The organism is Bradyrhizobium sp. USDA3010 (genome assembly GCF_056429065.1).
In genome coordinates, this window is record NZ_JBWJZD010000006.1 from 144419 (window position 1) to 171396 (window position 26978).

Sequence of the window (26978 nt, forward strand, 5' to 3'; positions counted from 1 at the left end):
ATCGCGCTTTAGCTCTTTATTTGAGCATGATTCTTTTCGGAAAACCGCTTCACACTTTTCCGGATCATGCTTTAGTGTCGCTCCGCGACAAGCCGATCGACCTGCTGCTTGAGCTCTGCTTCCATCTCGGAAACGATATCGTGCGGCAGGCGAGCGCCGAGCGAACCGGTCGTCGCTCGCTCCATCGCCTGATGCCGCATGTCATTGGCATCCGGGACCGGGTCTTCGACCCGTCGTCGAGAGGATAGATAGCTGGGCGCGCCGGCCGCCGCGTCGGCTTTGTAGGGTTCAGAAGAATCCTGATCCGACCGTACAACGTTCTTCATCAGCTTTGCCTCCTGGCAAGACTTCCTTTCCCCAGGCCCGAACCATCCGGCTCGCCCCTCATCAATGACTCGGCGACCTCGAATGTTGTTCCGCTCGGAACTTGCAAACGTCCGCCGGAACCTGCCGTTTATCGAGCCCGGAACCAGAACAATAAGCGTCCTCAGTCATTGACACTGGGGTTGACCGTTTGGAGGTTGCCATGGGCTACGCGAGGTCAATTCACCAAACCGCAATTGTGGTCGAAGACGACACAATCCAGCGCGACATGATTGCGCTGTTGTTGAAAGAGGGGCATTTCGACGTCATCCAGTGCGAAGATGCCGAGACGGCAGCGCTGGCCATCAAGATGCGTCACCCGTCGCTGCTGGTCACCGATATCAAGCTCACGGGCAGAATGAACGGCATCGAACTCGCACAATTGGCCCTCGATTGCGACCCACGCGTGCGCGTGCTCGTGATTTCGGGTCTGGCTCCGCCCAGCGATCTGCCGGACGGCGTCAAATTTTTTGCCAAACCGGTTTATCCAGCCGCCCTGCTGCGCGAGCTGACGTCGTAAGCCCTGTCCGACAGAGACATATGCAAGACGATCCCGAGATCGATTGGCACCGCGAGCAGATCACGAAGAATCGTGAACTGCTCGCGGAGTTGCAATCCGGAAATAGGGCAGGTGCTGACGTGTTTCCGGAGACGCAAGCCGAGATCGACCGTCTCACGGCGCAGATCGAGCAGTCGGAACTGATCGTCGCCGCCTACGAGAAAGAGCACCCGCGAGAATGATCGGGGGCTCAAGGGAAACGCGCCGCACGTCGCTTAGGCGAACACGGCGTCCAGCGCCGCCGAATACGCCGCCTCGACCAGCGCCGGATGGCGGCGGCCCAGTGCCTCCATCTTCACGCCCGAATTCACTTCCAGCACCTGCCACGCGCCATCAACGTGCACGACGTCGATGGAGGCGAAGCGGATGCCGACGGCCTGCGCGGCCTCGATCGCGAGCGCGACGCAGGCCTCGCGTGTCGCAACATCGGTGAGCAGCACCGGCTCGGCGCCGGCATCGAGATTGTGCCGCCAGTTCAGCAGAAGCCGTTCGCCGGCCGGCGGAACGGCGTCGAGCGCGGCGGCATCGAAATCCTCGGAGAGGGCCTTCAGCTGTTCGGCCGTCGCGGTCGCCTGCGCCAGCGCGCGCAGCGAGTGGACGCCGTCGCCGACCACCGACGGCCGTGTCTTGCGGTAGACGATCAGCGCGCGATCATCGAGCAGCACGACGCGCACCTCGTCCTTGATCTCGACGTAAGGCGAGATCGCAAGGCTCGGATGCGCGGCGAGGATGCGGGCGACCGCCGTCTCCAGCTGCGTTCGCGTCGTCACGCGGAAGACGAGCTCGCCGGATGTCCCCTCATTGGGTTTGACGACGAGGCCGTGCGGATGCTGCGCGAGCAGGAGCGACATCGCATCCAGCGAGTCCGATCCGGGGATGTGCTTGCTGAGCTTGCTGCCGAGAAACAGGCTGTGCGGAATGGCGGATATGCCGGCCGATGCCAGCACTTCGGCGCAGGCCGACTTGTCGTTGGCGACCTGATGCGCGACCGCGCTGTTCAGCCCGATATCGTAGCCGATCGCGAGCCGCCGCGTGTCGCGCTTGGTCATGATGACCAGCCAGCCGCCGGACCGCACCTCGACGGCAATGGCGTGCGCCAAACAATATTTTTTGATGGTTTCCAGGAAGATTCGCTGGCTGATCAGGACCACGAGATCATTTTCCCTTCACCGCGGCTTTCGCAGCAATTAATTGCCAGATCGGCGCCGATCTCAGCAAGTAAATTACCTGCAGCATGACGTGTTAACGATGTCGCGGTTGAACCTCCGCGCGAAATCGAACGACTGCCATTCTGAGATCGCAATTGCACGCCAGTTGATCTTGACTATCTCATGCATTGGCGCAATGGACACGCGAGATCTTCAATGATTTCGGCCACTTCAGCGCCGTCGCGAGCAGTCTAGAAATCAAATCATTCTAAATCTGATCAGTCGAGAAAACGAAAACCCATGAGCGCGTTCTATCGAGAGAAAGTTCTTTCTGTTCAGCACTGGACCGATACGCTTTTCAGCTTCCGAGCGACCCGCGATTCCGGTTTCCGCTTCCAGAATGGCCAGTTTGCCATGATCGGCCTCGAGGTCGATGGCCGGCCGCTGCTGCGCGCCTATTCGATGGCGAGCGCCAATCACGAGGAAGAGCTCGAGTTCTTCTCGATCAAGGTGCAGGACGGCCCGCTCACCTCCAAGCTGCAGAAGATCCGCGAGGGCGACACCATCCTGGTCGGCCGCAAGGCGACCGGCACGCTGATCACCGACAATCTGATCCCCGGCAAGCGGCTGATGCTGCTGTCGACCGGCACCGGCCTTGCGCCGTTCGCGAGCCTGATCAAGGACCCCGAGGTCTATGATCGCTACGATCAGATCCTGCTGGTGCATGGCTGCCGCCAGGTCTCCGAGCTCGCCTATGGCGAGGAGCTGGTCGCCAAGCTGCGCGACGACGAGCTGTTCGGGCCGCTGCTGTCGGAGAAGCTCTCCTACTATCCGACCGTGACGCGCGAGCCGTTCCGCAATCGCGGCCGCATCACCGACCTGATCACGTCGAACCAGCTGTTCACCGACCTGCATCAGGGGCCGCTCGACATCGAGACCGACCGCATCATGATGTGCGGCAGCCCGGCGATGCTGGACGAACTGAAGCAACTGTTCGAGACCCGCGGCTTCAAGGAAGGCAGCGGCAACACCCCCGGTCACTTCGTGATCGAGAAGGCGTTCGTCGAGCGCTGATCTCTGTCGTCCCGGGCAAGCGAAGCGCGACCCGGACCCATAACCACCGTTGCTGATTGGACGAAGGCTGGGGCCCCATCGAGCTCCAGCCTTTTGCATTTGTGGTTATGCGTCCTGGCTCCTGTGCGCAATTGCGCACTAGGCCGGGACGACGGCGGTGTTTGTGGTGCGCACCATTCCCCGACTGCTATAAATCCCACCAACGTCGCGCAGCCGTATCCTGAACGCGGCGATCCAGGGAGCAGCACCTTGTCCATCACCGATCCGGATGCCCCGAAGACCGCCTTTGTGTTCGCCGGCGGCGGCAGCTTTGGCGCGGTTCAGGTCGGCATGCTGCAGGCACTGGCCGCGCATGGCGTCGCCGCCGACATGGTGGTCGGCTCCAGCGTCGGCGCCTTGAACGGCGCGTTCTATGCCGGCGACCCGACGGTGTCGGGCGTGGCACGGCTGGCCGAGATCTGGCGCGGCCTGAACCGGCAGGACGTGTTTCCGGTGAGCTGGCGGACGCTGGTGGGCTTCCTGTGGCGGCGCGACTTCCTGATCCCGCATGACGGCGTCCGCAAGTTGATCGACGATTACATCCCGTTCCGCAATCTCGAGGACGCGCGGCTCCCGATCCATATCGTCACGACGGACATCATCAGCGGCGACAGCGTGGTGCTGTCGGAAGGCTCGACCGCGGAGGCGATCATCGCATCGACCGCGATCCCCGGCGCATTCACGCCGGTGCACTACCGCGATCACTACCTCGCCGATGGCGCGATCTCCAGCAACACACCGGTCCGCGTCGCCGTGAAGCATGGGGCAAAGCGCTTGATCGTGCTGCCGACCGGATATGCCTGCGCCAACCAGGCGCCACCGGTCGGCGCGCTCGCCAATGCGCTGCATGCGCTGACGCTGTTGATCGCCCGGCAGCTCGTCAACGAGCTCGAGAATATCAGTCCCGATGTCGAGTATTTCGTGGTGCCGCCGCTCTGCCCGCTGGTCGGCTCGCCCTACGATTTCTCCCGGACATCCGATCATATCGCCCGGGCCCTCGACACCACCAACGCGTGGCTCGCCAGCGACGGCCTGAAGGCGGGGCATATCCCTCACGAAATGCGGCCGCACGACCATTGATGCGAACAGTGCACTCTCCTCACTCTCCCGCTGTCATCGCCCGGCTCGACCGGGCGATCCAGTACGCCGCGGCTCCTCGGCTCAAGCACTGTAGTCTCTGGAATACTGGATCACCCGCATGCGCGGGTGATGACACCGCGCGGTGTGACGCCTTGAATCGCGAGCCGTCCTCATCGTCGTCCCTGCGAAAGCAGGGACCCATAACCACAAATGCTAGTTGTTGGGCGATCCTGGAACGAGTCCCTGCAACAAGGTCCGCCGCGGCGTATGGGTCCCTGCTCCCGTGCGCAATTGCGGACTAGGCAGGGACGACGTGTGGAGGGGCCGCGGACTCAATGGCGGGCGTCTCGAAGGATGGCCGCAGGGAATCGACGCGGCAGGGCTTTCCCATATGCGATAGCCGCGGGCGTCTGCACGATTTCTGGATAATGGAAGAATGCCAGTGATTTGCCCGACGAGTCAAGTTGCCGTGTCCGCCGGCTACTGTGCATGGGGTTGTTTTCGATATTTTGGCAGTGCGCCCTGCCCGCAAGCGGGGGAGGGGGTGCAGTCTTTGTGGAGCTCCACTGCGTTGCACTGCAAAAGGCGATTTCGTTTCAATTTGACTGGTGCCGTACCCGCCCATCCGGGCGGTTGTCACATCTGTGACTGCTCGGCCGTATAACCGTAGTGCACTTGTTCCGCGAGTTGGATTAGCTTACGGCCGACAGGGTATTCAAGGCAGACCGGGGGATTTGATGGATACGTTGCTGCTTCCGTTCTCGCCGCGCTTCATCGTGCTGACGATCTGCGCCGTCGTCACCGCGCTGCTGCTGCTGGTCGGAATTTTCGACCACAAGGTCTTCAAGATCGTTGTGATCCCGCTGGCGATCTTCGGCGCGCTGACATTGCTCGGCATCCGCGACCTGACGCAGAAGAACCACGCGGTGCTGCGCAACTACCCGATCTCGGCGCATGTCCGCTTCCTGCTCGAGGAAATCCGCCCCGAGATGCGGCAGTATTTCTTCGAAAGCGAGAAGGACGGCATGCCGTTCTCCCGCGACACCCGCGCGGTAGTCTATCAGCGCGCCAAGGCGGTGCTCGACAAGCGGCCGTTCGGCACCCAGGAGGATGTCTATCGCGAGGGCTACGAGTGGATGCACCATTCGGTGGCGCCGAAGCCGCGTGCCGACGAGAAATTCCGCATCACCATCGGCGGCCCCGACTGCACCAAGCCGTACTCGGCCTCGGTCTTCAACATCTCGGCGATGAGCTTCGGCGCGCTCAGCCCGAACGCGGTGCGGGCGCTGAATGCCGGCGCCAAGAAAGGCGGTTTCGCCCACGACACCGGCGAGGGCGGCGTCAGCCCCTATCACCGCGAGATGGGCGGCGACATCATCTGGGAGGTCGGCTCCGGCTATTTCGGCTGCCGCAACCGCGACGGCACCTTCAATCCGGAGCTGTTCGCAAGCGTCGCCGGCGACGACCAGATCAAGATGGTCGAGCTCAAGATCAGCCAGGGCGCCAAGCCCGGCCATGGCGGCGTGCTGCCGGCAGCGAAGGTCTCCGAGGAGATTTCCAAGATCCGGGGCGTGCCGATGGGCGAGGACTGCATCTCGCCGGCCTATCACAAGGCGTTCTCGACGCCGCTGCAGATGATGGAATTCGTGGCGCAAATGCGCAAGCTGTCCGGCGGCAAGCCGGCCGGCTTCAAGATGTGCATCGGCCATCCCTGGGAATTCCTCGCGATCTGCAAGGCGATGAAGGAGAGCGGGCTCTATCCCGACTTCATCGTGGTCGACGGCAATGAAGGCGGCACCGGCGCTGCGCCGCTCGAGTTCATGGACCATCTGGGCATGCCGATGCGCGAGGGCGTCAGTTTCGTCCACAACGCGCTGATCGGCATCGGCGCGCGCGACCGCATCAAGATCGGCGCCTCCGGCAAGATCGCGACCGCTTTCGACCTGGCGCGCGCGATGGCGATCGGGGCCGATTGGTGCAATTCGGCGCGCGGCTTCATGTTCGCGCTCGGCTGCATCCAGTCCCTGAGCTGCCACACCGATCGCTGCCCGACCGGCGTCACCTCGCAGGACCCGATCCGCAACCGCGCGCTCTACGTGCCCGACAAGATCGAGCGCGTGTACAACTACCACCACTCGACCCTGCACGCGCTGACCGAGCTGCTCGCCGCCGCCGGCCTCGAGCACACCAAGGATCTGCGCCCGATCCACTTCTCGCAGCGGAGCTCGACCACCGACGTCCGCACCTTCGCACAGCTTTACCCGGCGCTGCGCCCGGGCGAACTGCTCGAAGGCACCCAGGATCCCCGCTTCCGCGACGCCTGGGCGATGGCGCGCGCGGATTCGTTCCAGCCGGCGGGGTAGAGGCGCCCAGCTACGCTGGCGCGCCGAACCATTTGGTCAGCGCCTCGGCGAGGCCCGACTGACTCCGGTCTCCGACCCACGCCACGTAGCCATCGGGCCGGACCAGCACCGCGCCGGGCGCCGCAACCGTTCCGAGCGCCGGCAGCTCCCACGTGCCGGCGCAACCGGCGTCGACCAGCTGAACCCGGTCAGCCCATCCCGTGATGTCGAAGCTGCCGGGCTCGCCAAAGTTGAGCAGCACCGGCCGCGCGCCGTGCAGCAGCGCGAAGACCGGCAGCGGGCCGCTCGTCGTCACCAGATCGAGATCGGGCATGCGGCGTCCGAGCAGCGGATGGCCGTCGCCGAGATCGTAGTGCAGGTCGAGGCCCGACATCATCGCGGCGAATTTTCGGCGCGGCTCGTCCATGCGCAGCAGTTCGGAGACGATCTCGTGCAGCGCCTTGCTGCGCGCGTCGGTCCGGTTGAGCGCGACATGCGCCATGGTGTTGCGCAGCACGCGGGCCGCCACGGGATGCCGCTCGGCCTGATAGGTGTCGAGCAGGCCGTCCGGCGATGTCAGCTTGACCACCTGGGCGAGCTTCCAGCCCAGGTTCACTGCGTCCTGCACGCCGATATTGAGACCCTGTCCGCCCATCGGCGGAAGCACGTGGGCGGCATCGCCGGCCAGCAGCACGCGCTGCTTGCGATAGGTCACGGCCTGCCGCGTCATGTCGGTGAAGCGTGATATCCAGACCGGGCTGTGGATGCCGAAATCGGTGCCGTACACCGCGACCAGCCGCTCGCTGACGTCACCCAGGGTCGGCTCCCTGTCGGTGCCGAGTTGCCGCTCGGTCAGTACGAGCCGCACCCGTTCACCGTCTTCGACCTTGCCGATGGCATAGATGCCGCCGTCGTCCTGGCGAAAGCCCCATTCCGGTTCGTCCGATGTCTCGGCCTCGGCGATCAGCCAGCTCCTGGTCGGATCCCATCCGGCGAATTCGATGCCGGCCGCCTCGCGGACGATGCTGCGGCCGCCGTCGCAGCCGACCAGATACCGTGCGCGGAGCACCTGGCCATCCGACAGCGCGACGCCGACGCCATCCTCGTCCTGCGTGAAGCCGGTCACCTCGCGCCCGTGATCGATCGGCACCTCCAGTTCGTCAGCCCATTCGCCGAGCACGCGCTCGATATGGTTCTGCCGCAGCCCCAGCGTGAAATTGCGCCGGGTCGGGAAGTCGCTGATCCCGAGCGGAACCAGATGGGAGTGGAACAGCACCGCCGGATGGCGCGTCCCCAGCGCGACGAAGCGGTCGCCGATGCCGCGCTGATCGAGCACCTCGATGGTGCGCGCGTGCAGACCGCCTGCTCGCGCGCCGATCAGGTCCGGATTCTCGCGCCGCTCGACAATCGCAACATCAACACCGGCCAGCGCCAGCTCGCACGCCAGCATCAGCCCGGTCGGCCCTCCGCCGGCAATCACCACAGCATGTTCCCGCATCGCGCACTCCTCCGTTCGATTGGGCGGGCGTTCTACGGGATGACCCCGGGCTTGCGGCAAGCCCGGGGGGTCTACATATATCTGAGTGGGGAGAGGGCGCTGGCCGTCCGAACCAATTCAGCCGTCATTGCGAGGAGCCCGCGACGAAGCAATCCATGCTTCTGCGTGCGCGGAGCTATGGATTGCGCGCAGCTGGCGACGCAAATTCACTGTCGTCCCGGCGCAGGCCGGGACGACGTTGGGAGGTGGCGCGCCTCAGAACTCGCCGTGGATGCGGCCGGAGAAGATGTGCACCGGGCCGCGATCGGCGTTGTAGGCGGGGTTGGTGATGAACTGATAGTCTGCGGTCAGCGTCAGGCTCTTGTTCACCTGGTAGGCATAGTAGGTCTCGAAGATCCGCTCCGGACTGTAGTTGAGCGCGCCGTCGCCGATCAAAAGGCCGAGGCCGCCGGCGGCGATGTAGTCGCGATGCGCTGACGACAGTCCGTTGACCGCGCCGCCGATGCCGATCGTGTCGTTCGCCCGGCCCCAATAGCTGCCCTTGATCGACACGCCGCCGGAGACGCTGCGGTCGACGTCGGTGAACGACAGGATCTCGTTCTGGCCGTCGTTCCAGCTCAGGCGGCCGAACAGGCCGACATCGGTTGCGATCTGCTGCTCGCCGTTCAGGTAGAAGCCGTATTTCAGGTTGTCCTTGCGGATGCCCGCCATCACGGTGTTGATGTCGAGCGACGGGTCAGTGGCTTCGATCGCAAGCGCCTGGCTGTAATTGCCGGTGTTGCCGCGATTGCCGAACACGCCGACGCGCAGCTTGCCGGGCTGATCGAAGACCGAGTAGCGGCCCTCGAATTCCACCACTGCACCGCCGGTCTTGAACGTCAGCACGTCGGTGTTCGGTGCATTGGGCACCTGGAACACGCCGGCGCGCACCGCCCAGTCCTTGCGGTTGAGCTCGACCACGGCGCCGCGGGTGTAACCTGGCAGATCGGCCGGGAAATCGTAGGCGGCCGAGGCCCACATCGCCCAGTTCATGAAGTCCGCGCGCGGGTCCTTGGCGTAGGAATTGCCGTCGAAGAAATCGCCGACCGCAAAGCGTCCGGCGACGACCGTGAGGCGGTCGATGTCGCGCTTGCCCGCGATCTGGTTGGGACCGTCGGGGACGTCTTCCTGCTCGCCGCCGAAGCCGAAGGTCTGCTTGAGATAGTAGCGTTGCGGCCGGATCCTCGGATATTCGGCGCCGGCCTTCTGAGCCTCGCCGTTCGGGAAACCGGCGAGGCCGAGCGTGCCGTTGAGGCCGAAGCCCTGTGCGGTCTCCGGATTGAAATAGAGCTCGCCGCCTTCCCAGAGCCGCACGCCGAGAAACGCCGTCGTGGTCCAGGTTTGTTGCGCTTGCCCTGCGCCCGGAAGGCTGTTGGTGCCGCTATAGGGCGCGCGGAACGACGGATAGCCCTGGGCGATCAGCGTGGTCTGCCCATGCACGCTCCAGTCGCCGGAGTCCGGCAGCACGGACCGCGTCGGCGTCGCCGACCAGGGTGAATCGCCGAGCTGGTAGTTCAGGCCGAATTTCAACAGATGCAGCCGCGGGTCGATACTGACGCCGGGCATGCCGAAATCGTTGAGACCGAGCGTGCGGCGCGACAGGTCGACGTAGTCGTATTCGAGCTTGGCCGTCCAATTGCCGCTTAGCGCAAATTCGGCGCCGGCGCCGACAGTCCAGCCGGTCTGATACTGGCCGGGCTCCGAGATCACGTTGCCGGCGGCATCGTTGACCCTGACCTGGCTGCGTCCCCAGGCGAAGCCACCCGTGATGTACGGCATCCAGCTACCAAAGCTGTAACCGGCGCGGCCGCGCACAGTGCCGACATAGTCGATCGACGAGTTGAAGGGGCCGAGCCTGCGCCGCGGCAGATCGACCGGGCCCACGAATGTCGCATCGGCCTCGACGCCGAGCACGAAGCGGTTTGCGAACTGGTGATTGTATCCGACCTGGAAGCCGCCGATCCCTCCCGTGACACTGTGAGGAAAGAAGACGCCCTGCAAGGGAAGCGGATTGGTATCGGGACCGAGGCTGCCGTCGCCATAGCCGACATGGCCGCCAACGTAAAAGCCGGTCCAGCTATAGACCGCCGCGTTCATGGCCGGTGACTTGACGGCCATATCGGCCGCGGCTGCCGGCGTGCCGAATGCCGCCGCGCCGAGCGCTGCGCCGGCGGCGATCCGAACCCGGAAGAGACGGACGCAGGTCATGACGCGGCTTTCCGCGAACGGTTGGCGGTTTCGCCCGGCATTGCAGATTTGGCGGCCACTTGCCACCCAAGATTTGAATTCATCGCCCGCCGTCCCCGGTCCGATCCGTGTCGTCCCATCCAAAGCCAGATCAGCACCTAGCATCCCCTGTGGCTTGTTGCAAGTAATTCGCAATAGCAACTGAGGCGCGCCGGATACCTCTCCGATTTGCACGCCGCTATGACAGTCGCGTAACACGCCGAGGCTGTGGGCCTCATCCGCTGCGAACGCCCGCGCATCTGTGGCAAATCGGTCGAGAACCGACCGTTCAATCGACGCCACCATTGTCTTTGTCCCTTGTCTTGATGAATGCCGGCTGCGATGGCCTGCCGAGCACGACCCTTGCGCCGGCCCGTTCGACACATCGCGCCATCGACAGCGCCGTCCGCAGCTCGGCGCCTGAAATCTTGCGTCGCTGATAAAGCGCGGTTGCGCCGCGCAGGATGGCGCTTGCCAGCCTGAACAACACGATCGCGCCCCATCTCCGGCCGCGGCCAAGCGCCGTCACGCCCCCACCGTGGCGAGCTGGACGATGCGCAGCAGCACGAGGCCGGCAGCGACGACCAGATAGCCGCGCAGCACCAGCATCCAGATCCGGCTCAGCGGGCTGAGCCGTGCCGGCGGCAGCCGGTCGAGCGGCGGCATCCGCCAGGTGTCGCGGTCGAACAGCGGCGGCTTGTGCGTGAAGCGGGAGGACGCGCGACCGTGCGACAACATCTCGTACAGCTTGACTGCCGCAGTGACCGCGAGCGCGAGCAGGCTGCCGCCGACCAGGATGCCGATGATCCAGTGCTCGCTGAGATCCGGGAACAGCACCGCGGCAGTCAGGATCACCGACAGCATCACGAGGCCCGCCACCACCGCGCCCGTGAACAGGTTCAGCCAGGTCGAGTTGATCCAGGGCCCGAGGATGTGGCGGTCGTTGCACAGCAAGAGCAGGAACACGGTCGCGCTCGGCAGCAGCACGCCGGCCAGCGTCTGCACCGCGTTGGTGAGCAGTCCGAGCGGCGTGCCCGGCGTCAGCACCAGCACGGCGGCGAGCACGATCAGCCCGCAATAGACGCCGTAGAAGCCCTTCGCATCCCATGGCTTGCGGTGCAGCGAGTGCTTGACCGCGAACACGTCGCCGATCGCATAGGCCGTCGAGAGGGAGACCGCGGCCGCGCCGATGATGCAGGCATCGAGCAGTGCGAAGGCAAACAGCACCGCCGGCAGCCGGCCGGCATATTTCTCCAACCCGACCGCTGTCCCCAGCGCGTCGGTGTAATTGCCGAATTCGGGCTTTCCGGCGAATACCTCGGCGCAGAACGAGATCATCGCCACGGCGCCGACCACGACCAGCACGATGCCGATGCACAGATCCATCCGCTCATAGCGGATGAAGCGCGGCGTGATCCGCTTGTCGACGATGTAGCTCTGCTGGAAGAACAATTGCCACGGTGCCACCGTGGTGCCGACGATGGCGACGATCAAAAGCATCACCTCGCTGAGCTTGGCGTCCTTGGGCATCTTCGGTACGAAGAAATCAGCCGCGATCTGCCCGACCGGCGGATGCACCATCAGGATAATGGGCACCAGCAGCAGGCTGCCTGCGACCAGCACGATGCCGAAGCGTTCGAAACGGCGGAAGTCGCCGGTCGAGACCGCGAGCATCACGATAACAGCCGAGGCCAGCACGCCCCAGAACTGCGAGACGCCGAGAAAACGAAGCGCGAAGGTGATGCCGATGAATTCGGTGACGATGGTCAGCGCGTTCAGCACCAGGAGATCGATGACGCTGAAGGCGCCCCAGAACTTGCCGAAGCGCTCGAAGATCAGCCGCGCATGGCCGACGCCGGTGACGGCGCCGAGCCGCACCACCATCTCCTGGTTGACGTAGAGCACGGGGATCAAAAGCAGCAGCGTCCATAGCAGCGTGGTGCCGTAATTCTGACCGGCCTGGGTGTAGGTGCCGAACGCGCCGGCGTCGTTGTCGCCGACCATCACGATCAGGCCGGGGCCGACGATCGCCAGCAATGTTTTCAGCCGGGCCAGCAGCGTCGCGCGCGGCGCAGTGTCGGCGCGCGCGATGCTGCCGAGCGCGCCGTGGATGTCGCCGGCATGCGCGCTATCGAGAATGGCGGTCTGGGCGGTCTTGCTTTCGGTCATTTCGCGTCTCCTCGCCGCCGTTCGGGCACGGCGGGAGGGACGCAGGCGTCGTCAGGCGCGCACGTCTCCGCTGCCGTGAGCAGCGGCATTTCCAGGTGTGGTGCAGTTCAGGAATCCCGTTGCAGCGCCCGACAGCCGCGCAACGGGGCAACTAGGTCCTTCGTCCATATCGGCCTCCTAAGCGCACAGCCGCGGCTTCGCCGCGGCGCGACGCGCGCTTGTTGCACGCGGGCCAAAATGCCGGCCCGCGCGTCGCTGCTGTTCAAAGTCGCCGCCGGTGTCGTCGATGGTCCACCGGCACTCCAGGCGGCCGTCGATCAGGACCCAATGACAGGCCGGGGTTGGACGCCGGCGATCCGCCGGGCGGCGAAAACCCGGCAGGTTGTCATTGGAATAGGTGGCCGCCCGCGGCGGGATCTGCCGCGGCTCGACAACGCGCCGCGGGCGCGCTTGCCGGAATTTTGCGAGCTTTTCGAACATCGCTCACCTCCACTTCCGCTGTCGCGCGGCAGGCCGGTGAGGAGCAGGCGGTTACGTGAGACGTGACCACCCATCCACGCAGGCGAAATCTGCGCGATCAGTCTTGCTGTGTTGCGGCGTCAATAGTCCCGTCAGCGGTCTACTGTCGCCTGAGTTGCTACTGCCCATGTGCCTTCTGTGTTGGCTCGTGGTCGGGTTGGTGTCCGGGGTCAGACCCCGGTGCGGAACGCATGTTCCGACAATTGGGCACTACGCCTGCCACAATGGCCTGTCAAGCCGATTCCGCTATCCTCCGGGGAGGATCACGATTATCCTCCAGGGAGGATAGGAGAACCGAATGTCAGACGACCATCCGCACGCTGCGATCGCCCGGCGCCTGAAGCGCGCCAACGGCCATCTCGAGACCATCGTCGAGATGATCGAGCAGGGCCGGCCCTGTGCGCAGATCGCCCAGCAATTGCAGGCGGTGGAGAGCGCGATCGAGAGCGCCAAGAAGGCGCTAATCCACGATCACATCGGCCACAGCCTGGAGGAGACGCTGAAGGCATCGGGCCCGAAGGGCCGCAACGTGCTGCGCGACTTCCGGCTGATCGCAAAATATCTGTGATCGCCGCGTTCAAGAATTGACCCGCCCGGGGGATCACCGGACGGGTCGTGTGCGACACGGGGTGGATGAGGACCCGTGCCGAACGCAGGACCCGCAGCCCTAGAGCCTATTCGGCTCTAGATTCTTGTTTGACGTGTTTTCTTCACGCGAACCGGTGCCCACTTCGCTCGAAAACACTACGAAAATCCCGTCGATCAGTAGCAGGAGCGCACGCGGCCGATGTAGTTGCCGTAGGCGTCGAACTGGCGCACCCAGGCGCAGCGCCGATAGCCGCCGTCGTAATAGCCGTCACTGGCCGCGATCGCGCTGCCGACGATGGCGGCGCCGACGAGGCCCGCGCCAACGCCCCAGCCCCAGCCATACGGCTTGGCGTTGGCCTGCGACGTCGTGGACGCGATGGTGCCGGTCACTGCGAGCGCGGTGAGGGCGAGGGCGGCAAACTTGGTCTTGATCGACATGGGATACTCCATCCTGTTTGAGCGCGGCGCCGGTGTGGTCCGCATGCCCGTTGGACGGAGGCTTTTCGGTTCCGGTTCGAAGGCCGTGACGGAAATATGGTTTCGTGGATTGTTTCGTCGCCTCTGCCAGGACGAAGGAATTCCGGGTCAGCTGGCGCGAAATAAGCCCGGATCGAACCGGTCGACGTCGGCCAGCAGCTCGCAGAACGCGCGCGCGCCGTGCTCGAGCAGCTGCTCGCCCTTCGCGGCCGAGGCCTTGGTCGCATCGCCGATCGCGCCGCTCGGATTGAGGTCCTGCGCCTGCCAGGCGAACGGCGCCGGCCGCTGGGTCGACAGGAAGCGGTGGTCTTTCTCGATCTGCACGCTCGCGGGCTTGAAATCCGCGATCGCATCCTTGCGCACATGTTGCGGATACTTCGCCAGCATGATCGAGGTCTCGACCGCGCCGCCATGGATGCCGTGACGCAATTCGTCGGCATCGAACAGCCCGTCCGGCGTGCCGAAGCGCGACCAGCTCGTGGTCACCACCAGCATGCCATGTTGCGCGCGCAAATCCTGCGCCACCAGCTGCATCGCGGCGGAATTGCCGCCATGGCTCGTCACCATCACGAGCTTCTTGATCCCGGCGCGCGCCACGCTATCGCCGAGCGCCATCCAGCTGTTCAGCGCCACCTTGGTCGGCAGGGTCAGCGTGCCCGGAAAATCGATGTGCTCGGTGGAGATGCCGACCGGTTGCAGGGGCAGGAACGTGGCCGGGATGGCCGCCGGCAGCAGCTCCTGAACCCGCGCCAGATACGCCTCGCCAATCATGACGTCGGTTCCGAGCGGCAGATGCGGCCCGTGCTGCTCGGTCGCGGCCAGCGGCAGCACCGCGATCCAGCGCGCGGCCGCACCCTTGGCGAGGTCGGGCCAGTGGATGGCGGTCCAGTCACGGGGCGGAAGCGTCGAGGTCATCAAGCCAGTCGTTTCAATACAAGCGTTTCATGGGATGGATTTGCAGGCTAGTTTGTTTAACATCGGTGAGGCGTTCGCGTCTCCGGGCGCGACCTACGTCTTCCCGCCTTCCATCATGGGCCATAATGATCGACGGAGTCCAACCATGATCCCGGCCTTTTTGTCGCGAGCGTTAACCGCGGCCCTTCTGGCCGCCACCCTCGGCGTTTCCGTGGGCCTCCCTCCGGCGCGAGCGCAGACTCTGGACAAGGTCTCGTTCGGCACCAATTGGGTCGCCGAGGGCGAGCATGGCGGGTTCTTCCAGGCGCTCGCCGACGGCACCTACAAGAAATACGGCCTCGACGTGTCAATCGTGCCCGGCGGTCCCAACGAGAACAACCGCATGCTCTTGATCGCGGGCAAGCTCGACTTCTTCATGAGCGCGAACTCGCTGCAGACCTTCGACGCCGTCACCAACAACGTGCCGCTGGTCGCCGTCGCGGCGATGTTCCAGAAGGACCCGCAGGTCTTCCTGACCCATCCCGAAGTCAAGGTCAGCAAGATCGAGGATCTGAAGCCGCTGACGCTTTTGATCTCGAAGGAAGGCATCACCAGCTACTTCCAGTGGCTGAAATTCGAATACGGATTCGACGAGAACAAGGTGAAGCCCTACACCTTCAACCCGCAGCCCTTCATCGTGAACAAGCAGACCGCGATGCAGGGTTATGTCACCTCGGAGCCCTTTGCGGTGGAGAAAGCCGCCGGCTTCAAGCCGAACGTGCTCTTGCTCGCCGATTACGGCTTCAACTCCTATTCGACCTTGATCGAGACCCGCCGCGACCTGGTCGACAAGAAGCCTGACCTGGTGCAGCGCTTCGTCGATGCTTCCGTTGTCGGCTGGTACACTTACGTCTACGGCGACAACTCGGCCGGAAATGCCATGATCAAGAAGCTCAATCCTGAGATGAACGACGAGCTGCTCGCCTATTGCGTCGCCAAGATGCGCGAGCATGGCATCGTCGATTCCGGCGATTCCATCAAGAACGGCATCGGCGCGATGACCGACGAGCGGATGGCGAGCTTCTTCGACAAGATGGTGCGCGCCGGCGTGGTCAAGAGCACCATCGACTATCGCCAGGGCTACACGCTGCGCTTCGTCAACAAGGCGGTCGGCGTCGAGCTCAGGCCGAAGAACTGACGGGTGCGGACGCGCGATGGCGGAGCCTGCGTTGTCTGGACCTGATGCCGGATGGGCGGTGCGCCTGCGCGGCGTCACCAAGACCTATGACAGCGGGGTGATGGCGCTCGGGCTGCTCGACCTCGATGTTCGGCGCGGCGAGTTCGTCTCGCTGCTCGGCCCCTCCGGTTGCGGCAAATCCACCGCGCTCCGCCTCGTTGCGGGGCTTGCCACGCCGAGCGCCGGTACGGTTGAGCTCGCCCATCACGGCGCCGAGCCGCGCGGCAGCCACAGAGTAGGCTTCGTGTTTCAGGAGCCGACGCTGATGCCGTGGGCCAATGTGCGCGACAATGTCCGCCTGCCGCTGAAGCTCGCCCGGCTGCCTACGACCGACGCCGATGCGCGCGTCGAGGCGGCGCTCGATCAGGTCGGGCTTGCGGAGTTCGCGACCGCCTATCCGCGCGAATTGTCCGGCGGCATGAAGATGCGGGTGTCGCTGGCGCGCGCGCTGGTCACCGATCCCGATATCCTGCTGATGGACGAGCCGTTCGCCGCGCTCGACGAGATCACGCGCTTTCGCCTCAACAACGACCTGCTGTCGCTGTGGCGCAATTTGCACAAGACCGTCATTTTCGTGACGCACTCGGTGTTCGAGTCGGTCTATCTCTCGCAGCGCGTGATCGTGATGACGGCGCGTCCGGGCCGGATCGGCACCGAGTTTCGCATCACCTCGCCGGAGCCGCGCGGCGAGGAGTTCCGCACCTCGGCCGAATATGCCGCGTTCTGCCGCGAGGTCTCAGGCGCGCTGGCGCCGTCTTACGCAGGGCAGGCGGGCGCATGAAGTCTCCTCAAGGCCTCGTCCGCCTTCTGCTTCCGCTTGCGGTGTTTGCCGCGGGCCTCGTGCTCTGGGAGGCGATCGTCCGCGCCTATGGCATCCAGCCCTATGTGCTGCCGAGCCCGTTCCTGGTGCTGAAGACGCTGGTTGCGGACTGGCCGGTGCTGTCGCAATCGCTCGGCGTCACATTGCTGACCACGCTCGAAGGCTTCGCCGCCGCCGCGATCGGCGGCGTCGTGCTGGCGCTGTTGTTCAACCAGTCGAAATGGCTGGAATATTCGCTGTTCCCCTACGCGGTGGTGCTGCAGGTCACGCCCGTGATCGCGATCGCGCCGCTGCTGCTGATCTATCTGCAGCAGCAGACCGCCGTGATCGTCTGCGCCTGGATCGTGGCGTTCTTTCCGGTACTGTCGAACACGACGCTTGGTCTCAACTCGGTCGATCGCAACCTCGCCGGATTGTTTCAACTTTATGGCGCATCACGGCTGCAGACGCTGCTGCTCCTGAAGCTGCCCGCGGCGCTGCCCTATATCCTCGGCGGCCTGCGCATCGCCGGCGGGCTGTCGCTGATCGGCGCCGTGGTGGCGGAGATCGCGGCGGGCAGCGCCGGCGCCGGCTCGGGCCTTGCCTTCCGGATCGCTGAATCGGGCTACCGGCTGAATATTCCCCGCATGTTCGCAGCACTTCTGCTGCTATCGCTGGCCGGGATTGTCATCTATGGGGTGCTGGCGTTAGTTTCGCACCTCTTGTTGCGGCGTTGGCATGAAAGCGCGTTAGGAAAGGACAATTGATGGCCCCGATTTCTTCCGAAAAGATCGATCTGTTGATCTATGGACCGATCCGGCCAATCCTCGAAAACGGCTTTTCCGATCAATACGTGCTGCACCGGGCCGAGAGCCGCGGCGACCTTGAGCGCCTGACGCCCGACACGATGGCCAAGATCCGCGGCATCGCCGTCACCTATCACACGATGGCGACCGACAAGACCGCGATGGCGATGTTTCCGAAGCTGGAGATCGTCGGCAGCTTCGGCGTCGGCTACGACCACGTCGATTCCGCCTATGCGCGGGATCACAATATCGTGGTCACCAATACGCCCGACGTGCTGACCGAGGAGGTCGCCGACGTCGCGATGGGCCTGTTGATCGCGACGCTGCGCGAATTCGTCAAGGCCGACCGCTATGTGCGCTCCGGCCTGTGGCAGACCCAGAATTATCCGCTCAGCGTCGGCTCGTTGCGCGATCGCAAGATCGGCATCGTCGGCATGGGCCGCATCGGCCAGGCGATCGGGCGCAGGCTCGAGGCCTCGCGCGTGCCGGTGTCCTATCATTCGCGCAATCCGTCCAAGGATGTCGCCTACAAGCACTATCCCGATCTGATCGAGATGGCGAAGGCGGTCGACACCTTGATCGTCATCGTGCCGGGCGGCGCCTCGACGGCGAAGATGATCAACGCCGACGTCCTGAAGGCGCTCGGCCCGCGCGGCGTGCTGATCAATGTCGCACGCGGCTCCGTGGTCGACGAGCCGGCGCTGGTCGCGGCGCTGAAATCCGGCACCATCCTGGCCGCCGGTCTCGACGTATTCGCGGCCGAGCCGAACGTGCCGGACGAATTGAAGGCGATGCAGAACGTCGTGCTGCTGCCGCATATCGGTTCGGCCTCGGTGGTGACGCGCAATGCGATGGACCAGCTCGTGGTCGACAACATCAAGAACTGGTTTGCCGGCAAGCCGCCGCTGACGCCGGTTGCCGAAACGCCGGTGAAGGGGCGCTGATGTCCCTGTCCCGCTTCAACGTCGTGCTGCTCATGCTGCTGGCCGCCTGCGGTCCGGCAGCCGCGCAGGACGCTTCGACGTTGAAGAAGGACATGATCGGGCAGTGGGAGCTCGCCACCACCGAGCGCAGCAAGACCTGCGTCGTGACGCTGAAGAGCGATGCGACGCCGCAAGGTTTCAAGCTCGAGCTCGAGCCGGCCTGCGCCGCCGCGTTGCCTTTCACCAAGGACATCACGGGCTGGAGCATCAAGGGCCTCGGCGACATCGTACGGCTGCACAATGCGGCCGGCGAGGCCGTGATCGATTTCACCGAGGTCGAGACCGGCATCTTCGAGGGCATGCGCACCAATGAGGGTGTCTACATCCTGCAAAACCTCGCAGCTGCCCGCGCGCTCGCCAAGTCGATGGACCAGATGATCGGCGACTGGTCGATGGTCCGCGGCAACGGCCAGGCCATCTGCGCCCTGGTGCTGACCAACACCGACGCCGGCAACGACAATTTCCAGCTGTTCCTGAAAGGCAAATGCGATCCCGCGGTCGTAGCCTTCAATCCGACGCTGTGGCGGCTCGACCACGGCCAGATGATCCTGATGTCGCCCAAGGGCGAGACCTGGCAGTTCGAGGCCGATGACAACGCCCAATGGCGCCGCGTCCCCGACAGCGCCGACCCGCTGATCATGCTCCGCGAGCAGTAGGGGACGGCGCTGCCGCAAACTCCCTGTCGTCCCTGCGAGAGCAGGGACGACGATGGGGCGGGTACGATCTGCTTCTCGCTGGCCCCCGAAAATAAATCCGGAGCCCCTGTCGATCCGGCGGCTGCCGGATCGTCGTCTCCCATAGCGAGCCGATTTCACCGCGATTATCCCGTGGCTTGCCGCAAACAGGAGCATTTCATGCGCTTTATGTCGATCGTCACCTCGCCCCAGCCGCCGGCACAGCCGACCGCGGCGCTGCTGGACGCCATGCACAAGCTCGCCGACCGCGAGATCAAGGCCGGCCGCATGGTCGATACCGGCGGGCTGATGCCGCTCGCGACCGGCGCGCAGGTCCGCATTGTCGACGGCCATCTCAGCGTCGTCGATGGCCCGTTCGTCGAGGCCAAGGAAGTGATCGGCGGTTACGCGATCTTCGAGCTGGGCAGCAAGGAAGAGGCGGTGGCGCTCGCAGTCGAGTTCATGCAGCTCCACAAGGATCACATGCCCGGCTGGCAAGGCACCTGCGAGGTCCGTGCCTTCGCAGGTTTTGCCGGACAGTGTCCCGAGTGAGCCGGAGGAGGACGGGCGATGCGCTTCATGTATGTCCTGGTGGCCGAGAAGCCGATGCTGCCGAATCCGCCATTGAGGGAGGCGATCGGCAAGCTCGCCGAACGCGAGATCGCGGCCGGCCGCATGCTCGATACCGGCGCGCTGTTGCCGCGCACGGCGGGCGCGGAGGTGAAGATCAAGGATCGCAAGCTCACCGTCACCGACGGTCCTTTCATGGAGGCCAAGGAGGTGGTCGGCGGCTACGCTGTGTTCGAGCTGAAGGACAAGGAGGAGGCCGTGGCGCGCGCCGTCGAGTTCATGCAGCTTCATCTTGACCATATGCCGGATTGGGAACTGTCATGCGAGGTTCGCCCCTTCATGGAGTGCTGACGGTCGCCTCCGTCGCATGCCGGTGGTCGGCGTGACGGAGGACGAGATCAAGCGCACCATCCTCGGTGTGTGGCGCATCGAGCAGCCGCGGCTGATCACCAGCCTGTCGCGGATGCTGCGCGACGTGCCGCTTGCCGAGGATCTGACCCAGGAAGCGCTGATCGCGGCACTCGAGCACTGGCCGCTCGGTGGCGTGCCGGAGAAGCCGGGTGCCTGGCTGATGGCGACCGCCAAGCGGCGTGCGCTCGATCATATCAGGCGCAATCGCATGCTGACCGAGAAGCACGGCATGCTTGTGCATGATCTGGTGCGGGAGCAGGAGACCATGCCCGATTTCGATTCCGCGCTCGACGACGATATCGGCGACGAATTGCTACGGCTGATCTTCACCGCGTGCCATCCGCTGCTGTCGCGCGAGGCGCGCGCCGCGCTGGCGCTTCGGATGATCTGCGGCCTCACCACCGAGGAGATCGCGCGCGCCTTCCTGCAGGCGGAGGCGACCATCGCCCAACGCATCGTGCGCGCCAAGCGCACGCTGTCGGAATCCGGCCTGGCCTACGAGACGCCGCGCGGCGCGGCGCTGTCGGAACGGCTCGCCTCGGTGCTCGAGGTCGCCTATCTGATCTTCAACGAGGGTTACACCGCGGCAAGCGGCGACGAATGGTTGCGGCCGCAGCTCTGCAACGAGGCGCTGCGCATCGGCCGCGTGCTGAGTTCGATCGCGCCGCAGGAGCCGGAAGCGCACGGATTGCTGGCGCTGATGGAATTCAACGCCTCGCGGATGGCGGCGCGCACCGACGCGGCCGGCGAGCCGATCCTGCTGATGGACCAGAACCGCGCGCTGTGGGATCGCCTGCAGATCCGCCGCGGGCAGTTGGCGCTGGCGCGCGCCCGCGAGCTCGGCGGCGCCGGCGGCTTCTACGCGCTGCAGGCCGCGATCGCCGCATGCCACGCCGAGGCCGACACGCCTGACGCGACCGACTGGCGCCGTATCGCCGCGCTGTACGGCGATCTCGCTGCGCTGCTGGATTCGCCGGTGATCGAGCTCAACCGCGCGGTCGCGATCGGCATGGCCGAAGGGCCGGTTGCCGCGCTTGCGATCGTCGACGGTCTCGCCGACGAGCCGGCGCTGAAAGCCTATCATCTGCTGCCGAGCGTGCGCGGCGATCTGCTGCACCGGCTGAGCCGCTTCGCGGAGGCGCACACCGCGTTCGAGGCCGCTGCCGCATTGGCCGGCAACGCACGCGAGCGCGAGTTCCTCAAGCGGCGCGCCGCGGTCGCGGCACGCGCCGCGCAAGATCACGACGGCCGCTGAATGGCTTCGCGATTTCGACGCAAAGCGCCGGCATGTTCGCCAAACCCGCAATGCGTTAGGGAACCGCGTCCATGACCAAACCATCCGTGCTGGCGATCGGGCTCGACCCCACCTACGTCGATCTATCCGTCATGCCGCAGTTCACGCCCGAACTCGTGCGCAGCTACATCGACGCGCAGATCGAGGGCCTGCGGACGCTTGGCTACGATGTCGAAAGCTGCCTCATCGACCTCGGCGATACGGCCGAAGCGGTGACGGCGGCAGCCCTCAACGCGCGCCGCTACGATTGCGTCGTGATCGGTGCCGGGTTGCGCGAGCCGCCGGAGCGGCTGCTGCTGTTCGAGACGATCCTCAATCTGGTGCACCGGCTCGCGCCTGGCGCCGCCATCTGCTTCAACACCAACCCGGCCGACACCACTGCTGCCGTGCAGCGCTGGGTCAAGCCTTGAAGCGCGACAACATTGGGCAGAATCGTCATCGCGCTTTAGTTTCTTTGTTTGAGCATGATCTTTTCGGAAAACCGCTTCGCACTTTTCCGGATCATGCTCGCGGCGCAGCGCGCGCAGCCTTGCCGCGCAGCCCCCACAGCAGCAGGATCGATGCTGCGATGATCGCAAGACCGATTGAAATGAACCCGGCGGTCACCAGCGCCTCCTGCCACGGCGCGGCACCACGCCCGGCCGCAGTGACCGGCGACAGCGCGCCGGTTCCGAGCACGGCGGCGAGCGTCGTCACGGCCCAGTTGCCGTAGGTCCCGCACAGCAGCGCCCAGTAGGCTGCGACGCCTGCGCGGGGCGGCAGCCTGACCTCGCTCCAGATCGCGCCGACCGCGAGCAGGAACGTGCCGTTCATCACGCCTTCGAGATGTGCCGCGAGCGCCATCCGCACATTGCTGAAGTGCTGCTCGAGAAGGCCGGTCAACAGCCCGATCAGGAACAGGGCCATGCCGTGAAAAAGCAGACGCCGCCGATAATCCATTCTCGCCTCTCAAATGGCTTGCCTGAGAATCGGCCGATCATAGCAGAAAGTACGAAGGCGCCCCGCCGGCGATCTGGACCGTGGCCTGGGCTCTCCGTGTCCCGCCGACCCTGCGGCGGACGCACCGGGGCGGGGTTGATGCCAAGCGGCGCGGGCCGGAGTCCTGGCGGAAAAGTCCGGCGGTTGTTGCCGGCGGCAACCTGTGACACCATCCCGATTCCGGTTTGTTTTTTGACTTTGGAAGCCTATGCCGCGTCGCAAATATGCCTGGGAGAAGCTCACGGATGCGCAGTTGCTCGAGCAACGCCTCAGCAGTCTGAGGGTTGCTGTCGAAGGCACCTGGCTCGCGGATTGTGTCAGCACGCTCTACGAAGAGCTCGAAGAGCGCGGCATCCGGCTGCGGCCGCACACTTGGATCTCGAGCGAATGGTTCAGCCCGGCCGATGTACCCGGCATCGCCATTCCATTCTATCTTACCCATCCCCGCCTGATGAAGCTCGAGAAGAAGATGATGCTCGACGTCGAGGGCGCCTCGTGGTCCGAGTGCATGGCCATCCTCCGCCACGAGGCGGGGCATGCCATCCAGCACGGCTACCAGCTGCAACGCCGCCGGCGCTGGCAGCAGCTGTTCGGCCCATCGTCGCAACACTATCCGCGCTACTACCGGCCCAATCCGGCCAGCCGCAATTACGTCCAGCATCTGAGGCTGTGGTACGCGCAGAGCCATCCGGACGAGGATTTCGCCGAGACCTTCGCGGTGTGGCTGCGGCCGCGCTCGAACTGGCGGACGCGGTATGCCGGCTGGCCAGCGCTGAAGAAGCTCGAATATGTCGACGAGCTGATGGGCGAGATCGCAGGTGAGCGGCCGTTGCTCACAACGCGGGAGCGGGTCGATCCGCTGCATACGCTCAAGCAGACGCTGGGCGAACACTACAAGAAGAAGCAGGCGTTCTACGCCTTCACGCCGCCGAAGACCTACGACCGCGATCTGTCGAAGCTGTTCTCCGCCGATCCGCGGCATCAACGGCATCCGGCGGCCGCGGTCTTCATCAGGCGGCACCGCGCCCAGATCAGGCAGCTGGTCGCGCGGTGGACCGGCGAGAACCAGTTGACGCTCGATGCCGTGCTCGATGACATGATCCTGCGGTGCCGCGAGCTCAACCTGCGTGCCGTCGGCCCCGAGCAGAAGCTCGTGACCAATTTCACCATCCTGCTGACAGCCAAGACCATGCACGCGTTGTTCGGCCCGTCGCGCCGCAAATGGATCGCGCTATGAAACACTTTCGCATTCTGGTGCTGATGCACCCGGACTGTGTGCCGCCGGACTCCAGCGATGGATACTCCGCGCGGGAAATCAACGAGTGGAAAACCGAATACGACGTGGTGAGCACCCTGCGCGCGGCCGGCCATGAGGTGCGTCCGCTCGGCGTGCAGGAGGAAATCAAGCCGGTACGCGACGAGATCGACGGCTTCAAGCCGCACGTGGTGTTCACGCTGCTGGAGGAGTTTCACTACGACGTCGTGTATGACCAGCACATCGCGAGCTATCTCGAGCTGATGAAGATCCCCTATACCGGGTGCAATCCGCGCGGCCTGATCCTTGCGCGCGGCAAGGATCTGTCCAAGACGCTGGTGCATCACCGCCGCATCCCGGTGCCGGCCTTCGCCGTGTTCCCGATGCGTCGCAAGGTCAAGCGGCCGCCGCGGCTCGCACTGCCGCTGATCGTCAAGAGCCTGAGCAGCGATGGATCGCTCGGCATCTCGCAGGCGTCGATCGTCGATACCGATGAGAAGCTCGCGGAGCGCGTCGCCTTCATCCATGAGCGGATCGGAACGGCGGCGATCGCCGAGCAGTTCATCGAGGGACGTGAGCTCTATGTCGGCGTGATCGGCAACAACAGGCTGCGGGTCTTGCCGGTTTGGGAATTGAAGTTCGGCAGTATGGGCGGCCCCGCCGCACGCCAGATCGCCACCGAAAAGGTCAAGCACGACACCAGCTATCAGGAGCGGATCGGAATTGCGGACGGGCCGGCCGAGGATCTGACGCCGGAACTATCCGCCCATATTCAACGGCTGGCGAAACGCATCTACCGGACCTTGGGGCTCGATGGCTACGCGCGCATCGACTTCCGCCTGTCCACCAACGGCGTTCCATATTTCATTGAAGCCAACCCCAATCCCGAGATCGCGAAGAGCCAGGAGTTCGCGACAGCCGCCGGGCATGACGGACTGGACTATCCGGTTCTGTTGAACCGCATCGTGGCGCTCGGGATCAGCCGCGCCAAGGCCGGCGTATCCCTGGGCTGAAACGAAGCTCTCGATCCTTGTTTTGACGCATTTTCTTCACGCGAACCGGCGTCAACTTCGCTCGAAAACGCTTTAAAGGCTCCGCTGCATCACGTGGCGTCGTGCGTCCCTGGGGATGAACATCGCAAACGTTTCCCTAACGCGTGCCGCCGGCGTCGCGGCCGCAGTGGCTGTGGGAGCGGGTGCCGCCTTCGGACGAAACCCATCTGGCTCCGGCCAGCGCCGTGCAATCACGTCGCTCACCGGAGTCGCCCTGAGCAAGCCGTCGCTGCGGCAGGCATCGTAGACGTACAAAACGGCAAGAAAAATCGATACGACAACAAGGATCGTCCTGAAAATCGGCATTGTGATTGCGCCTTCTTGATTGAGGCGAACAATGCCCGGCGACGGTGAACCGCGCGTTTAGCGCGCCGGCCGATCGGCCGATACGGTTCCCAACTCATGAACGGAAGCTTGCGTAAACGGCTCGCTTACCAATGCCTTCAAGGTTGCGGCAACCAGCTTTCCTCACCGGCGGGAAAGAAGTCTCTGGCATCAAGAGACCAACAAGAAGACTGAGGAGGCACCATGTTCGTCGCCATTCGAGTCATGATCCTGATCGCCAGTGCTTACGCCGGCTCGGCCGTTGCAGAGATGCAGTTCGCGCCGCTGCCGAGCCTTGCGGCGTCGTCTGCGCGGTAGCACCGCCAAGCAATGTTCCGGCGCTTTACGCCGGTGCGGCGATGCCGCGATATCAGCTGTTCCACCGCAGAACTCGGCCGCTGTTTGCATTGGAACTTCGACGCTTTCCGTAACTTTACGGAATGGAGCCACGTTGGGACACGCGATGTTTCGACATTGTTTCGTTGCGCGTTTTGCTTTTGTACTTTTGCTTGTCTCCGCCGCGCCAGTGATGGCGGCGGGCCTCGATGCCGCTGCGATCAACGACGCAGTGGCGCCAACGGGAAAATTGCCGGGCAGACACCAGGTCAACGCCTCCATTGCCAAGCTTGAGATTCTGCTCGATCGCGCGCATTTTTCTCCCGGCGAAATCGACGGCAAGCTCGGCGAAAATGCGCTGAAGGCGCTGACGGCGTTTGCCGGGGCGAATGGACTGTCGTTCGACAAGGCCGTGACGCCGGACCTCTGGAGCAGGCTCGCCGCCGCCAGCGAAGGGGCCGCGATCGTCAACTACACGATCGCGGATGCCGACGTGAAAGGCCCCTTCCTGAAGCAGATCCCTGCGAAGATGGAGAGCATGAAGGACTTGCCCGCGCTGAACTACATCAGCCCGCGCGAAGCGCTCGCCGAGAAATTCCACATGAGCGAGGCGTTGCTTCAGGCGCTCAATCCGGGACAGAAGTTCGACAGGGCCGGTGACAACATTGCGGTTGCGAACGTTCTCGACGCCGGAGGTTCAGCGCCGGTTGCACGCGTCGAAGTCGACAAGACGCGGCAGACGCTCAGCACATTCGACGCAGCAGGGAAGCTCATCGCCGTCTATCCTGCAACGGTCGGCAGCACGGAGAAGCCGACGCCGAGCGGCACGTTGAAGGTGACGGCGATCAACAAGAACCCGATCTATCGCTATAATCCGAAATACAAGTTCAAGGGCGTCAAATCGAAGAGGCCATTCACGATCAAGCCCGGCCCGAACAATCCGGTCGGCTCGATCTGGATCAACCTTTCGGCAGAAGGCTATGGCATCCACGGCACACCTGATCCCGGCAAGGTCTCCAAGGCCGAGTCCCATGGCTGTGTTCGGCTCACGAACTGGGATGCGCAGCGAGTCGCGGCCGGTGTCGCGAAGGGAACGCCGGTCACGTTCGTGGAGAACTCGCGATAATGCGATTGACGCGGGAGGGACCGAGTCGCGCCGTCATCGCAAATCGCTGCCGACACTGCGGCACCGAGATTGACAGGTATGCTGGGGATCGCGGATGGTACGGCGACAGCCGCATCCT

General features: G+C 64.5%; 28 protein-coding genes. 18 read left to right on the forward strand and 10 right to left on the reverse strand.

From position 1 onward, the window contains the following. Positions 1–71: 71 nt before the first annotated feature. Entirely contained in the window at positions 72–326 is a 255-nt protein-coding gene (locus AC066Y_RS12320) for a hypothetical protein (RefSeq protein WP_478274096.1), read from the reverse strand. Positions 327–526: 200 nt separating this feature from the next. Here AC066Y_RS12320 and AC066Y_RS12325 point away from each other — a divergent pair, with 200 nt between their 5' ends. Both AC066Y_RS12325 and AC066Y_RS12330 read left to right on the forward strand, forming a co-directional pair. After that, a complete protein-coding gene (locus AC066Y_RS12325; RefSeq protein ID WP_478274097.1) occupies positions 527–883 on the forward strand; it encodes a response regulator in 357 nt (118 codons plus the stop codon). 20 nt (positions 884–903) lie between these two features. Further along, entirely contained in the window at positions 904–1104 is a 201-nt protein-coding gene (locus AC066Y_RS12330) for a hypothetical protein (RefSeq protein WP_478274098.1), read from the forward strand. Positions 1105–1137: 33 nt separating this feature from the next. On the opposite strand, the gene AC066Y_RS12335 is transcribed toward AC066Y_RS12330, so the two are convergent. Continuing rightward, positions 1138–2073, reverse strand: a complete 936-nt coding sequence (locus AC066Y_RS12335; RefSeq protein ID WP_478274099.1) for an ATP-grasp domain-containing protein — start codon at positions 2071–2073, stop codon at positions 1138–1140. A 297-nt stretch (positions 2074–2370) separates the two neighbouring features. Between AC066Y_RS12335 and AC066Y_RS12340 the strand changes: the two genes are divergently transcribed. The 3 genes from AC066Y_RS12340 (at position 2371) to AC066Y_RS12350 (ending at position 6626) form a co-directional block, all read left to right on the forward strand. Further along, positions 2371–3144: a ferredoxin--NADP reductase gene (locus AC066Y_RS12340; RefSeq protein ID WP_092119813.1), complete on the forward strand. Its 774-nt coding sequence runs from the start codon at positions 2371–2373 to the stop codon at positions 3142–3144. Positions 3145–3393: 249 nt separating this feature from the next. Next, the gene (locus AC066Y_RS12345) at positions 3394–4263 is read left to right on the forward strand and encodes a patatin-like phospholipase family protein (protein ID WP_478274100.1); all 870 of its coding nucleotides are present in this window, start codon (positions 3394–3396) and stop codon (positions 4261–4263) included. Between the two features lie 737 nt (positions 4264–5000). Then, positions 5001–6626, forward strand: coding sequence for an FMN-binding glutamate synthase family protein (locus AC066Y_RS12350; protein WP_478274101.1), 1626 nt, complete (start codon positions 5001–5003; stop codon positions 6624–6626). A 10-nt stretch (positions 6627–6636) separates the two neighbouring features. Here the strand turns inward: AC066Y_RS12350 and AC066Y_RS12355 are convergent, their stop codons facing one another. From AC066Y_RS12355 to AC066Y_RS12375, 5 genes are all read right to left on the reverse strand, one after another. Next, positions 6637–8103 (reverse strand): FAD-dependent monooxygenase, encoded by a 1467-nt coding sequence (locus AC066Y_RS12355; protein ID WP_478274102.1) that lies wholly within the window; start codon positions 8101–8103, stop codon positions 6637–6639. A gap of 255 nt (positions 8104–8358) precedes the next feature. Next, entirely contained in the window at positions 8359–10350 is a 1992-nt protein-coding gene (locus AC066Y_RS12360; RefSeq protein WP_478274103.1) for a carbohydrate porin, read from the reverse strand. Positions 10351–10657: 307 nt separating this feature from the next. Further along, complete coding sequence (locus AC066Y_RS12365) at positions 10658–10897, reverse strand: hypothetical protein (protein WP_478274104.1); 240 nt, start codon at positions 10895–10897, stop codon at positions 10658–10660. Then, entirely contained in the window at positions 10894–12537 is a 1644-nt protein-coding gene (locus AC066Y_RS12370; RefSeq protein WP_478274105.1) for an NRAMP family divalent metal transporter, read from the reverse strand. The genes AC066Y_RS12365 and AC066Y_RS12370 overlap by 4 nt, the downstream gene beginning before the upstream one ends. A 177-nt stretch (positions 12538–12714) precedes the next feature. Further along, complete coding sequence (locus AC066Y_RS12375) at positions 12715–13017, reverse strand: hypothetical protein (protein ID WP_478274106.1); 303 nt, start codon at positions 13015–13017, stop codon at positions 12715–12717. Between the two features lie 337 nt (positions 13018–13354). Here AC066Y_RS12375 and AC066Y_RS12380 point away from each other — a divergent pair, with 337 nt between their 5' ends. After that, a complete protein-coding gene (locus tag AC066Y_RS12380) occupies positions 13355–13624 on the forward strand; it encodes a metal-sensing transcriptional repressor (protein ID WP_050403822.1) in 270 nt (89 codons plus the stop codon). Between the two features lie 194 nt (positions 13625–13818). Here AC066Y_RS12380 and AC066Y_RS12385 read toward each other — a convergent pair whose 3' ends face one another. Next, complete coding sequence (locus AC066Y_RS12385; protein ID WP_173640237.1) at positions 13819–14082, reverse strand: hypothetical protein; 264 nt, start codon at positions 14080–14082, stop codon at positions 13819–13821. Between the two features lie 147 nt (positions 14083–14229). Then, on the reverse strand, positions 14230–15036 hold the full coding sequence (locus tag AC066Y_RS12390) for a creatininase family protein (protein ID WP_478274107.1): 807 nt from the start codon (positions 15034–15036) through the stop codon (positions 14230–14232). Positions 15037–15181: 145 nt separating this feature from the next. Here AC066Y_RS12390 and AC066Y_RS12395 point away from each other — a divergent pair, with 145 nt between their 5' ends. The 9 genes from AC066Y_RS12395 (at position 15182) to AC066Y_RS12435 (ending at position 22199) form a co-directional block, all read left to right on the forward strand. Next, complete coding sequence (locus AC066Y_RS12395; protein ID WP_478274108.1) at positions 15182–16213, forward strand: ABC transporter substrate-binding protein; 1032 nt, start codon at positions 15182–15184, stop codon at positions 16211–16213. Positions 16214–16229: 16 nt separating this feature from the next. Continuing rightward, positions 16230–17033, forward strand: coding sequence for an ABC transporter ATP-binding protein (locus tag AC066Y_RS12400; protein ID WP_478274109.1), 804 nt, complete (start codon positions 16230–16232; stop codon positions 17031–17033). Continuing rightward, positions 17030–17818, forward strand: coding sequence for an ABC transporter permease (locus AC066Y_RS12405; RefSeq protein ID WP_478274110.1), 789 nt, complete (start codon positions 17030–17032; stop codon positions 17816–17818). Before AC066Y_RS12400 ends, AC066Y_RS12405 begins: the two co-directional genes overlap by 4 nt. Further along, entirely contained in the window at positions 17818–18801 is a 984-nt protein-coding gene (locus tag AC066Y_RS12410; RefSeq protein WP_478274111.1) for a 2-hydroxyacid dehydrogenase, read from the forward strand. The genes AC066Y_RS12405 and AC066Y_RS12410 overlap by 1 nt, the downstream gene beginning before the upstream one ends. Further along, positions 18801–19496 (forward strand): AprI/Inh family metalloprotease inhibitor, encoded by a 696-nt coding sequence (locus AC066Y_RS12415; protein WP_478274112.1) that lies wholly within the window; start codon positions 18801–18803, stop codon positions 19494–19496. Before AC066Y_RS12410 ends, AC066Y_RS12415 begins: the two co-directional genes overlap by 1 nt. 198 nt (positions 19497–19694) lie before the next feature. Next, a complete protein-coding gene (locus tag AC066Y_RS12420) occupies positions 19695–20066 on the forward strand; it encodes a YciI family protein (RefSeq protein WP_478274113.1) in 372 nt (123 codons plus the stop codon). Between the two features lie 18 nt (positions 20067–20084). Beyond that, on the forward strand, positions 20085–20435 hold the full coding sequence (locus AC066Y_RS12425; protein WP_028341793.1) for a YciI family protein: 351 nt from the start codon (positions 20085–20087) through the stop codon (positions 20433–20435). 16 nt (positions 20436–20451) lie between these two features. Continuing rightward, positions 20452–21750: an RNA polymerase sigma factor gene (locus AC066Y_RS12430; protein WP_478274114.1), complete on the forward strand. Its 1299-nt coding sequence runs from the start codon at positions 20452–20454 to the stop codon at positions 21748–21750. A 71-nt stretch (positions 21751–21821) separates the two neighbouring features. After that, entirely contained in the window at positions 21822–22199 is a 378-nt protein-coding gene (locus AC066Y_RS12435) for a hypothetical protein (protein WP_478274115.1), read from the forward strand. A 91-nt stretch (positions 22200–22290) separates the two neighbouring features. Here AC066Y_RS12435 and AC066Y_RS12440 read toward each other — a convergent pair whose 3' ends face one another. Continuing rightward, on the reverse strand, positions 22291–22728 hold the full coding sequence (locus AC066Y_RS12440; protein WP_478274116.1) for a styrene oxide isomerase: 438 nt from the start codon (positions 22726–22728) through the stop codon (positions 22291–22293). 247 nt (positions 22729–22975) lie between these two features. On the opposite strand from AC066Y_RS12440, the gene AC066Y_RS12445 reads away from it, so the two are divergent. The 3 genes from AC066Y_RS12445 (at position 22976) to AC066Y_RS12455 (ending at position 26860) form a co-directional block, all read left to right on the forward strand. Then, the gene (locus AC066Y_RS12445; protein WP_478274117.1) at positions 22976–24004 is read left to right on the forward strand and encodes a putative zinc-binding metallopeptidase; all 1029 of its coding nucleotides are present in this window, start codon (positions 22976–22978) and stop codon (positions 24002–24004) included. Then, positions 24001–25035 carry a D-alanine--D-alanine ligase family protein gene (locus AC066Y_RS12450; RefSeq protein ID WP_478274118.1) on the forward strand — a complete coding sequence of 345 codons (1035 nt, stop codon included), beginning with the start codon at positions 24001–24003 and terminating at the stop codon, positions 25033–25035. Before AC066Y_RS12445 ends, AC066Y_RS12450 begins: the two co-directional genes overlap by 4 nt. Positions 25036–25927: 892 nt before the next feature. After that, complete coding sequence (locus AC066Y_RS12455; protein ID WP_478274119.1) at positions 25928–26860, forward strand: L,D-transpeptidase family protein; 933 nt, start codon at positions 25928–25930, stop codon at positions 26858–26860. Positions 26861–26978 lie beyond the last annotated feature (118 nt).